This is a genomic window from Candidatus Hepatobacter penaei, from assembly GCF_000742475.1.
In the GTDB taxonomy this organism is placed as follows: domain Bacteria; phylum Pseudomonadota; class Alphaproteobacteria; order Holosporales; family Hepatobacteraceae; genus Hepatobacter; species Hepatobacter penaei.
Genome location: NZ_JQAJ01000003.1, coordinates 151,414 through 165,332, shown reverse-complemented (window position 1 = coordinate 165,332; position 13,919 = coordinate 151,414). Strand labels below are relative to the sequence as shown.

Annotated in this window: 15 protein-coding genes, 1 tRNA gene and 1 pseudogene; 6 read left to right on the top strand and 11 right to left on the bottom strand. The window is 50.1% G+C overall.

All coding sequences use genetic code 11. The features are described from left to right. Nucleotides 1-33: 33 nt before the first annotated feature. From fusA to rpsL, 3 genes are read right to left on the bottom strand one after another with little or no spacing between them, the layout of a single operon-like run. Nucleotides 34-2,118, bottom strand: a complete 2,085-nt coding sequence (fusA, locus tag IG82_RS0105100; RefSeq protein WP_031934480.1) for an elongation factor G — start codon at nucleotides 2,116-2,118, stop codon at nucleotides 34-36. 20 nt (nucleotides 2,119-2,138) lie between these two features. Next, a complete protein-coding gene (gene rpsG / locus IG82_RS0105095; protein ID WP_031934479.1) occupies nucleotides 2,139-2,606 on the bottom strand; it encodes a 30S ribosomal protein S7 in 468 nt (155 codons plus the stop codon). Then, the gene (gene rpsL, locus IG82_RS0105090) at nucleotides 2,606-2,980 is read right to left on the bottom strand and encodes a 30S ribosomal protein S12 (protein ID WP_031934478.1); all 375 of its coding nucleotides are present in this window, start codon (nucleotides 2,978-2,980) and stop codon (nucleotides 2,606-2,608) included. Before rpsL ends, rpsG begins: the two co-directional genes overlap by 1 nt. A gap of 310 nt (nucleotides 2,981-3,290) precedes the next feature. Between rpsL and IG82_RS0105080 the strand changes: the two genes are divergently transcribed. Both IG82_RS0105080 and IG82_RS0105075 read left to right on the top strand, forming a co-directional pair. Then, nucleotides 3,291-4,613: an MFS transporter gene (locus tag IG82_RS0105080; protein WP_172642908.1), complete on the top strand. Its 1,323-nt coding sequence runs from the start codon at nucleotides 3,291-3,293 to the stop codon at nucleotides 4,611-4,613. A gap of 64 nt (nucleotides 4,614-4,677) precedes the next feature. Further along, on the top strand, nucleotides 4,678-5,352 hold the full coding sequence (locus IG82_RS0105075; RefSeq protein WP_216476162.1) for a methyltransferase domain-containing protein: 675 nt from the start codon (nucleotides 4,678-4,680) through the stop codon (nucleotides 5,350-5,352). On the opposite strand, the gene IG82_RS0105070 is transcribed toward IG82_RS0105075, so the two are convergent. From IG82_RS0105070 to gmk, 5 genes are all read right to left on the bottom strand, one after another. Beyond that, complete coding sequence (locus IG82_RS0105070; RefSeq protein ID WP_031934474.1) at nucleotides 5,349-5,987, bottom strand: hypothetical protein; 639 nt, start codon at nucleotides 5,985-5,987, stop codon at nucleotides 5,349-5,351. The genes IG82_RS0105075 and IG82_RS0105070 overlap by 4 nt on opposite strands. Continuing rightward, nucleotides 5,971-6,279, bottom strand: coding sequence for an FtsB family cell division protein (locus IG82_RS0105065; RefSeq protein WP_082192085.1), 309 nt, complete (start codon nucleotides 6,277-6,279; stop codon nucleotides 5,971-5,973). Before IG82_RS0105065 ends, IG82_RS0105070 begins: the two co-directional genes overlap by 17 nt. A gap of 21 nt (nucleotides 6,280-6,300) precedes the next feature. Next, nucleotides 6,301-6,654 (bottom strand): 50S ribosomal protein L20, encoded by a 354-nt coding sequence (gene rplT / locus IG82_RS0105060; RefSeq protein ID WP_031934472.1) that lies wholly within the window; start codon nucleotides 6,652-6,654, stop codon nucleotides 6,301-6,303. A 9-nt stretch (nucleotides 6,655-6,663) separates the two neighbouring features. After that, nucleotides 6,664-6,870: a 50S ribosomal protein L35 gene (gene rpmI, locus IG82_RS0105055; protein WP_031934471.1), complete on the bottom strand. Its 207-nt coding sequence runs from the start codon at nucleotides 6,868-6,870 to the stop codon at nucleotides 6,664-6,666. Nucleotides 6,871-6,940: 70 nt separating this feature from the next. Beyond that, nucleotides 6,941-7,540, bottom strand: a complete 600-nt coding sequence (gene gmk / locus IG82_RS0105045) for a guanylate kinase (RefSeq protein WP_031934470.1) — start codon at nucleotides 7,538-7,540, stop codon at nucleotides 6,941-6,943. Here gmk and IG82_RS0105035 point away from each other — a divergent pair. Further along, nucleotides 7,532-7,921 (top strand): NADH dehydrogenase ubiquinone Fe-S protein 4, encoded by a 390-nt coding sequence (locus tag IG82_RS0105035; protein ID WP_156095393.1) that lies wholly within the window; start codon nucleotides 7,532-7,534, stop codon nucleotides 7,919-7,921. The two genes, gmk and IG82_RS0105035, sit on opposite strands and share 9 nt — an antisense overlap. Nucleotides 7,922-8,017: 96 nt before the next feature. Here IG82_RS0105035 and IG82_RS0105030 read toward each other — a convergent pair whose 3' ends face one another. Next, nucleotides 8,018-8,863: an alpha/beta fold hydrolase gene (locus tag IG82_RS0105030; RefSeq protein WP_031934468.1), complete on the bottom strand. Its 846-nt coding sequence runs from the start codon at nucleotides 8,861-8,863 to the stop codon at nucleotides 8,018-8,020. A 99-nt stretch (nucleotides 8,864-8,962) separates the two neighbouring features. Here IG82_RS0105030 and IG82_RS0105025 point away from each other — a divergent pair, with 99 nt between their 5' ends. The 3 genes from IG82_RS0105025 to tgt are packed head-to-tail and all read left to right on the top strand — an operon-like array spanning nucleotide 8,963 to nucleotide 12,328. Then, on the top strand, nucleotides 8,963-9,601 hold the full coding sequence (locus tag IG82_RS0105025; RefSeq protein ID WP_135957804.1) for a hypothetical protein: 639 nt from the start codon (nucleotides 8,963-8,965) through the stop codon (nucleotides 9,599-9,601). Between the two features lie 28 nt (nucleotides 9,602-9,629). Continuing rightward, nucleotides 9,630-11,150 (top strand): methionine--tRNA ligase, encoded by a 1,521-nt coding sequence (metG, locus tag IG82_RS0105020; protein ID WP_031934466.1) that lies wholly within the window; start codon nucleotides 9,630-9,632, stop codon nucleotides 11,148-11,150. A 23-nt stretch (nucleotides 11,151-11,173) separates the two neighbouring features. Continuing rightward, complete coding sequence (tgt, locus tag IG82_RS0105015; protein ID WP_031934465.1) at nucleotides 11,174-12,328, top strand: tRNA guanosine(34) transglycosylase Tgt; 1,155 nt, start codon at nucleotides 11,174-11,176, stop codon at nucleotides 12,326-12,328. Between the two features lie 115 nt (nucleotides 12,329-12,443). Here tgt and IG82_RS0105005 read toward each other — a convergent pair. Next, a tRNA-Thr gene (locus IG82_RS0105005) sits at nucleotides 12,444-12,518 on the bottom strand. Nucleotides 12,519-12,573: 55 nt separating this feature from the next. After that, nucleotides 12,574-13,919 (bottom strand): annotated as a pseudogene (locus IG82_RS07100) (hypothetical protein); the annotation flags it as partial.

The following is a 13,919-nucleotide window of genomic DNA, read 5'->3' as shown; positions in this document are numbered from 1 at the left end:
GTTAACACTAACGCCCGTTTAAAAAAATCTCAATCATGTTTTTGAACGAATTTCTTCAGCAACTTGACGAGGCACTGGTTTATAACAATCAAATGTCATGGAATAGGTCGCGCGACCACTTGTCTGCGAGCGCAAATCCTTTACATAACCAAACATTTCCGCCAACGGCACCAAGGCATTGATGACCCGGGTGTCGCCCACAGGCTCCCCCATGTCACCCATCTGGCCACGCCGCGAATTGAGATCACCAATCACATCCCCCATATATTGCTCAGGGGTGGTAACCTCCACCTTCATCACAGGCTCCAAAAGCGCCGGCGCGCATTTTATAATACCCTCACGATACGCGGCCCGCGCCGCAATTTCAAACGCCAGCGCGCTAGAGTCAACGTCGTGATAGGCACCATCTGTCAACTTGGCCTCAAAGTCCGTCATCGGAAAGCCCGCAAAGACCCCAGACGCCATGGCCGATTCAAGCCCTTTTTGCACGGATGGAATATATTCTTTGGGCACCACACCCCCCACAATCTTGCTTTCAAACACAAACCCTTCACCCGGCTCAAGGGGAGAAAAGGTCAGGTGAATGCGCGCAAACTGCCCCGCACCACCACTCTGTTTTTTGTGGATATAATCAATGGATCCCGTTTTGGTGATGGTTTCGCGATAGGCCACCTGAGGCGCGCCCACATTGGCTTCCACCTTAAACTCGCGCCGCATGCGATCCACCAACACCTCAAGGTGAAGCTCACCCATACCTTTAATCAAGGTTTGGCCTGTCTCCACATTGGTAGCCACCTTAAACGAAGGATCTTCAGCTGCCAAACGCCCCAAAGCCACCGCCATTTTTTCTTGATCTGCTTTTGTTTTAGGCTCAACCGCCACCTCAATCACCGGATCGGGAAACTCCATACGCTCAAGCACCACTGGCGATGCGGGATCAGCCAACGTATCTCCTGTGACTACCCCCTTCATACCGCACAGCGCCACAATGTCACCGGCGCCAGCAACAGTAATGTCTTCGCGATTATTAGCATGAACCAACAACATGCGACCCAAACGCTCCTTCCTGTCTTTGGCCACGTTATATACATAAGAACCCGACTCTAGCTTGCCAGAATAGATACGTATGTATGTCAAGGACCCCACATAAGGATCCGTCATAATTTTAAAAACCAGCGCCGAGAACGGTTCATCTTTCTGGGGCTTACGCTCAATTTTGACAGTCTCATCACGCGGATCTGAGCCTTCAGCCGCCGGCACATCCAAAGGTGAGGGCAAATAATCAATCACCGCATCCAACAAGGGCTGAACACCCTTGTTCTTGAAAGCAGAACCACACAACACAGGCACGAATGAAAAAGAAAGTGTTCCCTTACGGATCAAAGCTTTTAACGTTGACTCGTCAGGCTCTTTGCCATGCTCAAGATACGCCTCCAGGGCCTGATCATCTTGTTCAACAACGCGCTCAATCAAGGCACGGCGATAGTCTTGTGCTTTTTCTTGCAGGTCACTCGGAATATCCACCACATCAAACTTAGCGCCCAAATCTTCACCCTGCCAGATTAGTGCCTTCATGCGCACCAAATCAATCAACCCTTTGAACTGATCTTCGGCACCAATCGGCAGTTGGATCACAGCAGGCACTGCGCCCAAACGGTCATCAATCATGGACACACAGCGGTAAAAATCAGCACCCATGCGATCCATTTTGTTAACAAAGCACAAACGCGGCACACGATAACGATTGGCCTGACGCCACACCGTTTCAGATTGAGGCTCCACACCCGCTACGCTGTCAAAAACAGCTACGGCCCCATCAAGAACACGCAACGACCTCTCCACCTCAATGGTGAAGTCGACGTGACCTGGCGTATCAATAATGTTAATTCTGTGGTCGTTCCAAAAACACGTGGTGGCCGCAGACGTGATGGTGATGCCACGCTCTTTCTCTTGCTCCATCCAGTCCATGATTGCTTCACCCTCATGAACCTCTCCGATTCTGTGGGTTTTGCCGGTGTAGTAAAGGATGCGCTCTGTGGTTGTGGTTTTGCCCGCATCAATATGGGCCATAATGCCAATATTGCGATAGTCAGAAAGCGGCGTTCTTTGAGAAGACATAATAGATTAACGCGCCCCCTCTACCAACGATAGTGAGAAAAGGCCCGATTGGCTTCGGCCATTTTATGCGTGTCCTCACGCCTTTTGACGCTGCCACCACGCCCCGCCAGAACATCTTTAAATTCGTTTGCCAGGCGCTCAAGCATGGTTTTCTCTGAACGCTTGCGTGCACTGTGAATTAGCCAACGAATACCCAATGCTTGGGCACGCTCTGGCCTTACCTGCACAGGCACAGGATAGGTCGCCCCGCCCACACGACGGGAACGGATTTCAAGGGCCGGCTTCACATTGGCCAAGGCTTCGTGAAAAAGCTCTTTCTCTGTTTTTTCTTTAGATCCAATTTTGGCCAGCGCGCCATAAAAAAGATCACGCGCCAAGGATTTTTTGCCGCGCCACATCAGGGCGTTGACAAAACGCACCATCACCTCATCTTCACAACTTGGATCGACAAAAACTTTTCTTTTTTTCGCTCTATGACGTCGCACGATCAGCCCTTCCCTTTCTTCACACCATACTTGGAACGACCTTCCTTACGATCCTTCACACCCTGCGTATCCAAGGCGCCACGCACCACGTGATAACGAACGCCGGGAAGGTCGGGCACATGCCCCCCACGCAACAAAACAATAGAGTGTTCCTGCAGGTTATGCCCTTCTCCGGGAATGTAGCCCGTAACTTCATACTTGCTGCTTAAACGCACACGCGCCACCTTACGAAGAGCCGAGTTAGGCTTTCTTGGTGTCACCGTCGTCACACGCAAGCAAACACCGCGCCTTTGCGGACACCCCACAAGAGCTGGAGATTTAGAACGACGTGCACGCACCTTACGCGGCGCACGAATCAATTGGTTAATCGTCGGCATGCCCAACACCTATTGCAAACAAAAGCCACAACCCTTAAGGATTTATTCATTAACCTCAGGATAGAACCCTCGTCCCCCAACGTCAAGACCACACCCCACAAAAACCACAGCTTTTTCGACAAAAAGATCACGCCTTGCGAAGAATTGATGGATCTTGACGGCAAAAAAACACCTCAACACACTGTTAACTATTGAAGAAATCAACAGATCACAGACAACCCCCGCAGATATGTAAGAAAAAACTCCCTTCTTGCAGGTCGTCTTTTGATTCCTTATGATGGTTCCTACTTACCCCATGATCAGGAAGTATATGTCTCTTTTAGATATTACGGATAATGAAGGAAGAACCGCCGCCAAGGACGAACAACAGACCTGTCTCCGCAAAGTGGTGCTCTCTTCCATGATTGGTAATGCCCTTGAGTGGTATGACTTTGCGCTCTATGGTTATTTTTCTACCCTTTTGGCAAAACTTTTCTTCCCCACGGGCGATATGGTCACCTCCTTGTTGGCCACCTATGGCGTCTTTGCCGCAGGGTTTTTTATGCGTCCCTTGGGCGGCCTGATTTTCGGGTATATTGGTGACCGTGTGGGGCGCAAAACGGCGTTATTGTGGTCTATCCATCTTATGTCTTTCCCCACCTTTGCCATTGCGTGTCTGCCCACCTATGAGCACATTGCATGGGGAGCGCCCCTCTTGCTGACCATTATTCGCTTGCTGCAGGGTGTCTCTATGGGCGGGGAATTTACAGGATCTATTATTTTTATTGTCGAGCACGCCGAAGGCCGGCGACGAGGATTTTGGGGCAGCTTTGCCCCCTTAAGCGCCATTTTAGGCATTCTCCTTGGATCCGGGCTGGCGGCCCTTTTGAGCTATACCTTATCTCCAAGCGAGTTAAGCACGTGGGGATGGCGCGTGCCCTTTTCTTTGAGCCTGCTGGGCGGATGGCTGGGTTCTTACATGCGCCAAGCGTTAGGCGACCCAAAAGCCTTTGAATCTTCCAAAAAGAAGCACAAACCCAAAGCGCGTCTGCTTTATCAAGAGCTGTTTACACGTCACAGAAAAAGCCTTATAACCGTTTTTCTTATCGATCTTTTGGTGGCCATTGGATTTTACATCGTGGTGACCTTTTTAGTGGGCTATCTTGAGCAGTTTATCGGGCTAAGCCGGACGCAAACACTGACCATCAGCACCCTGAGCATGGCGGTGTTTGGCTTGGGCATTCTTTTTTCGGGCTCTCTCATTGATCAAATGGGTCGCAAGATTTTGATGCTGGGGGCTGCGCTTGGCTTTCTTTTTCTCAGCATTCCTTTGTTTTATGGATTTCTCTCGGGCGATCTTTACACCATTGCGTTTTGTCAAATGGTGATTTCTTTTCTTATGGGCACCTATTTTGCGGTAATCCCTGCGGTGTTGGTGGAATCATTCCCTGCGCGCGTGCGGTATTCGGGCATATCCATCGCGCATAATTTGAGTATGGCCATCTTTGGGGGAAGCGCCCCTTTTGTGGTGACGTGGATGATTGGAGTATCTTCCTCTTTATTGGCGCCCGCTTTTTATCTGATGGTGGCAAGCCTTGGCGCCATTGTCGGTCTTGTGCTTCTCAAAGATCGTACCTTAGCCCCCTTAGAGTAGACTTTTTTTAAAAGTATTGCTATAGATTGGGCCATCGTTTTTGGCGATGGATGGCTTTGATCCCATGAATCTTGAGAACTTCCGATCTTTTTATGACACGCCTGTGGGACGCTTTACCCGGCAAGCCATTATGTCTTCTCTGAAACTTCCCGCACATCCGCCCACCCACAACGTGCTTGGCGTTGGCTATGTAGAACCTTTTTTCGACGCCATCACCACGGCCCATAAAGTGGCGCTGACACCCAGACCCTTACTCATGGACACCCAACACGCTTACCCTACGCTGCCCTTGGATGATCATGCCCCCTTTCCCCTCAAGGATCGCACATTTGATTATGTGTATGTTTTTCACAGCTTTGAATACACCACCTTTCCGACACATTTTTTAAGAGAGGTATGGCGCATGCTCGCCCCTGATGGCAAGCTTGTGATGCTGGTGCCCGAAGACCATCCTGCCTGGCACCAACCGCCCTATAACCACCTGCCTCCAGGGCACGTGCACACAGACCAAGACATCGAAACCTTGCTTGAAGATACCTTTTTGACCCTCACCTTTGAGCACGGCCTTGTGTTTTCTTCTGCAGCTACCATTGGCAGGGCACCGTCGTTATGCCATGCTTTTGAAAAAGCCCTTGATTGGCTCCCCATCCGCAAAGGTGGACATTTTCGCTTGCGCTACGCACAAAAAGACCGGGCACACAGCCACGAAAGGCCTCACCTGTCCTGGCAACGCGCCTAATGTGCTGAAGGCTTCATGCGCCGAAGGTTTTTTCCGCCGTTTTTTTGCAAGCCCCCCTTCTTCCAGCCGTCTTCTGCCCATAGACAAAAAGGAGACATAAAGCGAGCCATCCACCTGTTAAGGCCACGTGAAGGGGCCACAACGTAAGGCTGTCGACACACACGCCAGACATGGCGGTCCTTCCAGCTGTTGCCTATATAATCAAACCCTTTTTCCCCAAAACGTGCCGTTAACTGCGCGGCTTTCTGTTGACCCACCATATTGCATCCAGGAAAAGAGGTCAGCACATCATCAAAAAGGTGGAGCCAATGCTCCTGCCACGTCACCACACACAAAGGCGCCCCTGTCACCAACAATAAAGACCGTCCCCGCTTTTTTTCTTCCACAAGCCAGCGATAAAGATCAGAGCGCAGCGTCCACACAGGGTTCATACGGGGCAATACCGCAGATGCCAAAAAACATTTTGCTGAAGCCACACCCTGAGTGATAAGCAAAAAGAAGGCATGCACGCAAAGATGAGGCCTGCGCGTGAAGGCATAACCTAAGATCACGCGGTGCGTTTCTTCTTGCACCAAGGTGCCATCAAAATCGACCGCCAAGGGTGGAAATGAGGGATGATTACGCGCTGGGTTCATCGAAAAAAACAAGATCCCCTGGACGCACATACCCTAAGTGACGAAACACCTGTTCTTCCAGAAGATCGCGGTCAATACGCCCTTTCAAAAGACCCACACGTTTCTCAAGGGTTTGGACCCCTTGTTGAGCTGCCACAAGATGATCAGAGACAGCGCGACGCTCACGCTCAAGGCGCTGCCACGAACGCAGGCCAAGGTCACCTTCGACAAAGTGAAACCCTAAGTACCCCAACACGAGAAAGAAGGTCAAAAATAAGAACCAATGTTTGAAAGAAAGAACAAAACGCAACATTTTGCCCCCTTACGTCAACATTTATGCGCCTTTTTTAATTTTCTCCACAAGAGAGGCAAAAGAGGCAGGCTCCTCCACCGCAAGACTGGCTAAGATTTTACGGTCAAGGTCAATCCCCAAAGATTTGAGGCCTGCCATAAAGCGCGCATAGGTGATCCCCCCAAGGCGAGCCGCCGCGTTAATACGCTGAATCCACAGACCACGAAAATCGCGCTTACGACACCGGCGATCACGATAGGCATATTGAAGAGCCTTTTCAACACGCTGCAAAGCCAAGCGATAGCAATTCTTTGACCGCCCCCGATAGCCCTTCGCACGCTGCAATACTTTTTTGTGTCTTTGTTTGGTTTGAACACCACGTTTTACTCTTGCCACAAAAACCCCCTAACTCACACCATAAGGCATGAAATAACGCTTCACAAAGCGGCTGTCACACTCTTTCATACATGTGGTGCCACGGGCACCGCGCTTCATATCCATCGAACGTTTACGTAAATTGTGCCTCTTACCGGCTTGGCCCATAATAACCTTGCCCGAGCCCGTCAAACGAAATCGCTTTTTCACACCACTCTTGGTTTTTAATTTAGACACAGTCGCCCTTTTTCAACATAAACACGCCCCATGGTATCAAAACTGCCGCCCATACGCAAGCACCTGTTCATCACACATAGGCATGAAAACGCTTGGCCTTAAGACGCTCCGCCCGAACAATCGCCATCAGGTCTTCAATCGCATCGGGAAGCTCATCATTCACCACCACATAATCATAATCAATCCAGTGAGGAATTTCATCCTCAGCCCGCGCGAGACGTTTTTTGATGACACTTTCATCATCAAGCCCGCGGGATAACAGACGGCTTTCTAACGCCTCCAGGGAAGGCGGTAAGATAAAGATGCGGGCACAGCGGCCAGGCCACTCTTGAGCCACACGTTCACCACCACGCCAATCCACATCCAGCAACACGTCAAAACCGCGATTGAGAAACTCACCCACAGATTTTTTGGGCGTGCCATACAAATGACCAAAACTTTCAACATGCTCGATGAACAAATCTTGCTGGACATCCCGCTGAAAATCATCCCGCGCAAGAAAGTGGTAATCTCGGCCGTTTTCCTCCCCCTCACGCATGGGCCGCGTCGTCGCCGAGACAGACAACCTGAGGTTGTCATCCAAACGCAAGAGTTCTTTGCACAGGGTGGTTTTTCCTGCCCCTGAAGGAGAAGACAGCACAATCAAGAAGTTGGAGCTTGTTTGAATCAACGTAAAGACACGTTTAAGACCTCTTGGCTTATCCTAATCAAAAACCCACCAAGATGCATCTTTTTTTTCACGCCCACCATGCATGACGTTATTATTTTTCGCCCCACCAAATCACCCACACAGTCTGGCCGCATGCATCGAGAGATATGGCACCTGGTGTTCCAGGCGTCATCAAAAATGATGATTGACCCTTCCATGCATTGGCATTCGCAACAAGATACCTGTCAAGAAGTGATCTTGAAATTTAAGACCAAGCAAAAAGCCATTGACTATGCCAAGCAAAAAAAATGGCGCTATATTGTCCAAAAAGACCCGCCCGTGGCCCCCATGCATAAACACAGCTATACAGAGCATCTGTTAAAGCCCCACTTGCGTTCATAACGACTTTGTGAGCCTAAAAGGAGTCCTGCCTCATCTTACAGGCCCCCAATACCCCTGTCATCTATCCGCACGCCGATGCCCACGCAGCAATGCACATCACGCGCTTAGTAAAAACTCAGTGACAAGGTTAATTTGATCAGACGTGGCCAGAGAGAGCGCATGGCCTTGCTTGGGGAAAGAGTGGGTTTTCACACCTGGCTTACACGCCATTTGATTCACCGTATCTTGACGCAGAATGTCTGAGTTTGCGCCATGCAACGCCAACACCGGGCACGACAGTTTTTCCCAATATTTCCAGAAATCAATATCCACCACATCTTTTGTGCTGATGGTGGAGGCAATCAGCGGATCATAATTGGTGTTCCACGTTTTATTCACTACGTCCCATAAAACGCTTTGCTCGGCCATCTGCTTCCACTGAAGCGGCGTCACATCTTTATAGCCCAACAAATTGCTTTTCAAGAATTGAATAACCTCATCAAACTGCTCAAAGGCATGGTTTTTAGGCACATATTTCATCAGGCGCTGCAGCCCCTCTTTGGGAATGAAAGGGCCAATATCATTGAGCACCATTTTCTTGATGGGGTTTTGGGGCAAACTGGCCATCATCATCCCAATCAAGCCGCCCATCGAGGTGCCCACCCAGTGCACACGCTCCACATCAAGGCGCCCTAACAAAACGTTCAGGTCTGCCATATATTGTGGATAGGTGTAACGTGCGGCATCTCGCAAATAATCACTTCTCCCCCGGCCCACCATATCCGGGCAAATCACGCGAAAATGCTTGGACAAGGCCTCTGCCAGCCAGAAAAAATCACCACTGTTGCGCGTGAGCCCATGCACACACACCACCACCTGAGGGTTATCAGGCTCCCCCCACTCTTGGTAAACCACACGATGAAACCCTTGAGGATTCAGCCCTAAAAAACTTTTTTCACGCATAGAACACCCAAAATCTTTTCTTATTTTCAGAAAATTTTTCTCTTTTTTAAGTAATTAAAGCTTTGAGTTATTAAAAAGACATTGCTAAATCAAAAAAATATGACATCTGCCACAATTGCGCCCACAGGGGTGACAGCGCGCCTTTTTTCCACAAAAACATGTTATAGATCCATAACTTATTGTGCTTTTTTCTTCTTTATGTGGTGTGTGAGTGGGCCTTTTTTGCAGGCGGAGTTGCCCAAGCAACACTGGTCAAAAACCCCCAAAGTTGCCACCTATGACACAGCCCTGAATACCACTTTTATCAAAATCAGAACCAATCCGTCACGCGACACCCTCATGACCATATGCGGAGAAAACGGCCTCTGTCATGAACGGGGCGCCTGCCAACATCGGGCATCGTTAAGTTTTTTTTGGCTGTTATGCAAAGAAATTGTGCCCGCCTTTGCAAAGCTGCCATGCGTGAAGGACAATGCCGAACAGCTCTCTTTTGACGCCAAGGCCGGCGTGTTTGTGCTGGAAAAAAACTATGCTCCCCTTGAATATTTGGAGGCCTACCTTTTCAGCCCCCAAACCCCGCGTTACCTTCAATTCATCACAGCCAAAATCATCACCCAACTGCCACAAAATTTAATTCCTCTCTCCACGCAACTGCACAACCAATCTTGCAGCCAATATCGCAAAATGTGCCTCACACCCCCCATGCCGCCTCTTGACGAAGGGCCTGAGATTTCTTAGCCTGAGCCTTGTTTGTGCGGAGAACCATGTGCACCCTTTTTATATCACAACGCCCATCTACTACCTTAACGGCGCCCCCCACTTAGGGCACGCCTATACCACCATTTTCACAGACACCATCACCCGTTTTTGGCGCCTGGCAGGACGCCCAACCTATTTTTTAACGGGCACCGATGAGCATGGCCAAAAAATTGTCGAAGCCGCCACAAAGGCAGGTCTGAAGCCTCAAGATTTTGTTGATCAGGCCTATCAACCCTTTTATGACATGAATGCAGAGGTAGGCGCGCAGCCCAATGATTTTATTCGCACCACAGAAGCCCGGCACAAGCGCGGCGCTGAGGCCTTATGGAAAAAAATAGATCAAAACGGCTGGATCGAAAAGGGCGTTTATGCAGGCTGGTATGCCGTGCGCGATGAGGCTTTTTATAAAGAGGCGGATATCAAGGACGGCAAGGCACCCACAGGAGCACCGGTCGCTTGGGTGGAAGAGCCATGCTACTTTTTCAAACTCTCCGCCTTTCGTGATAAGCTGCTGGATTTTTATCGGCAACACCCTGACTTTATTGTGCCGAAAACCCGTTATAATGAAACCATCAGCTGGGTTGAACAAGGGCTTCAAGATTTAGCTATCTCACGCTCCACCTTGCGCTGGGGCATTCCTGTGCCGGGTGATGAGACGCATGTGATGTATGTGTGGATTGATGCCCTTTCTAATTATATCAACGCCTTAGGCTACCCTGAAAAAAACCAGAAATTTGAGTCATGGTGGCCCCACGCAAGACACGTGATTGGTAAGGATATTTTGCGCTTTCACGCCATTTATTGGCCTGCATTCCTGATGGCTGCAGATATACCCCCCCCCAGACAGCTTTATATTCATGGGTGGTGGACGGTGGAAGGTGAGAAAATGTCAAAATCCGTGGGCAATGTGCTTTCTCCCACCGATCTTGTGGCGCTTTTTGGAATTGACCCCTTACGCTATTTTCTGTTGCGGCAAATGCCCTTTGGTGATGATGGCAATTTTTCTGAAGCGACCTTTGCCGAGCGTTTTCGATCTGATTTAGCGAATGATCTCGGCAATCTTTTTCAACGGGTGTTGGCCTTCATCCAAAAGCGTGGCGGCACAATCTCCCCCAACCCCCAAGGCCCTGTGTCTGAGGATATCGACACCTGGCGCCAGCATCTGTGGTCCCAGTTAGAAGGCTTTATGACATCCGTGGAGCCACACCGCTATCTCACCCACATCTGGGAAGGCGTCGCCTTAGGGAACCGCTTTTTTGACGCCCTTGAACCTTGGAAACTGGCAAAAAGCGATGCACCAGAAGATCTGCGTCGTCTGAATAGTGGCCTTGTTCAGATGCTTGCATTGCTTTATGATCTGGCGCTTTATCTGCAACCTGTGATGCCTGAAGCTGCAAAAACCATGCTTGCCCAGTTGGGGTATGACGGGCCGCCGCTTCCTTTCCATAACGAGACCTTTCGCCTGACTGAGGGTGCCAGCCTTCCCAAGCCTTGGCCCTTGTTTCAAAAGGATCGCAACGCCGCGTAACCCGCAAACAGCTGACACTGACAATGGATCTTTACCCACACTTTCGTTTTGACATCACGCACCAAAGTACCAAAAGTGGCGCGCGCGTGGGCACCCTCACCACGCCCCACGGCACCTTGTCCACCCCAGCCTTTATTTTTTGTGCCACCAAAGCCTCACTGAAGGGTGTGAGCACCGCCGCCTTACGAGAGGCTGGCGTGCCCATTATTTTGTCTAACACCTATCACCTCATGCTGCAGCCAGGGGCTGAGCTGATTCAACGCTTGGGCGGTCTGCATAAGTTTATGAACTGGTCAGGACCCCTTCTCACAGATTCAGGCGGCTTTCAGATCTTTAGTCTCGGCCATGGCCATGTGACCGACGAAATTAAAGGACGCGCCCGTGCGCCTAAGAAAAACTGTCTGCGCATTTGTGAGGACGGTGTGACGTTTACGTCGTATCGTGATGGCCAAAAACATCACCTGACACCTGAAAAATCGATAGACATCCAGCAAAAATTGGGCGCTGATTTGATTGTGTCCTTTGATGAGTGCACGCCCTATCACGTGAGTGAAGCGTATACTGAAAAATCAATGCGCCTCAGCACCCGCTGGGGAAAACGCTGCCTTGATTTTTTTACACAACACAACCACCACACACAAGCGCTTTATAGTGTGATTCAAGGCGGCATTTACCCACACCTGCGCCAAGAAAGCGCTGACTTTGCGAACCAGCATGCTTTTTTTGGCCATGCCATTGGCGGCTCGCTCGGGGCCTCCACTGCGCAAATGAATGAAGTGGTGGACATGACCACAAGCTATCTCGACAAAAAACGACCCATTCACTTGCTGGGCATTGGCAAACTGCACGACATCGAAACCCATATCCAACGAGGCATTGACACATTTGATTGTGTTCACCCCACGCGATTGGCTCGCCACGGCGGGGCCCTGATGTGCCCTCACACCCACGGCAAGGATCATCTGAACATCAAAAATGCCCAATACCGCACTGATGACACCCCCCTTGATAAACAATGCCCCTGCCCCACATGCAAACATTATTCGAGAGCTTACCTTCATCATCTCTTTAAGGCGGGGGAAATATTAGGGCCGATTGCCCTCACACAACATAATGTGGCGTTTATGGTATCTTGGATGGAACGCCTTAAAGGCGAGATTTTGGCCAACCGTATCTAAAAACAACAGCCGGTACCCTAGGGGTTCTTATGCACCTGGATCAAGAAAGCGCCCACCAGCACAAGCCACACACTGTGACGGATGCGATGACACGCATCCTTCAGACGGCTGTACATGGTGCCGCTGGAGAGAATCGGACTCTCGACCTCACCCTTACCAAGGGTGCGCTCTACCACTGAGCTACAACGGCATTCTCTTAAGATTGCCAAAAACATACGCAAGGTGCAACCTTATCAAGCGACTCTTTACTCCTCTTTGTCCGATCCATCCTTTTGTTGATCGTCTTGCTCGGTTTTAGGCACCGGCGTTAACGCCAAACGGCGCACATCTTCACGCAAGGATTGAATAGAGATATCAATCTCTTCCACGCGCCCGCCAATGCTGTCAAGATCGCGCTCAAGACGCTCTGAAGCCTTAATACGACGCATCTCCAACGAGTTTGCGCGTAACGCTTCTGAGGGGCCGTTGTCTTCAGGTTTGTCTTCTGCTTGATCCTTTTTGGATGGAATGTTCATAAAGCAAATGGATGACACAGAGTCAGGAGATAGGGGAACAATTTGAGGTTTTTCGCCATTTTTCTTTTGGATAATCAGCATATTAAAAACCACGCCGTCCCTTGACCCCTTGCCTTTTCCGCCAGCACCTGCTTGTCCTGCGCCGTCAGCACTGCCGCCCTTGCCCTCTTTGACGCCACCCTTGCCTTGCCCAGCCACCCCCGAGGCACCGCCTCCTAAGACGCCGCCCATGATGGCCCCACGGGCGTCAGCATCATCCTCCCGTTCTTTTGTATCTTTGTCAGCATCACCGCCACTGCTTTTTTTGTCATCACCACCCTCTCTTTTTGAATCATCGTCATCAGCGTCATCATCCCCATCATCCTTGCCGTCATCGCTATCTTCTTTTTTTGAATCATCGCCATCACTGTCACTTTTATCTTTGTCACCCGCATCATCATCTTTATCCTTACCTTTGTCTCCGTCATCCCCTTTGTCCTTATCTACCAACGTTTTCCCAATCTCCAGCCCCCCAGTCACAAGGGCTGCATCGGTGGCGGCATCTGCGGCAATATCAGCTTGCGCCACGGCAGACTGTGCTTGCAGTTCGGCTTCTCTCATCGCCGCTTCTGTTTCTATCTCCTTTTGCGCCTGCTGAGACGCAGCTTCTGTCTTCGCTTTTGCCACTTCTGCATCTGCTTGTTTATCAGCAATGACAATGCCGCCAACAGCGCCCGCAACGCCCCCAATGGCATCACCATCACCCAAAAAACCGTCGCCCCCATCATCACCATAGTCGCCAAACCCACCGCCAGATTGATTTTGGTTATTAAAAGCATTTCTACAGTCATTGACGTATTGGGGATAATCTTGTTGGCACGAACTTTCACAATCTGTGACAGCGCGTTGCTGTTGCGCGCATAAATTGGGATTGCACTTCGATTGACAAGCCGTATCGCTGGCAGAAGGTTGGTTGTTATTTTGTGCTTGTTTTTGATTGTTATCGTTTTGTTGCTGTCCCTGGTTTTGTCCAGGCTGAGAAGACGAATCTGATTCAACAGAGCGATCCATAAGATTACCGCCGCTGTTGTTGCCGC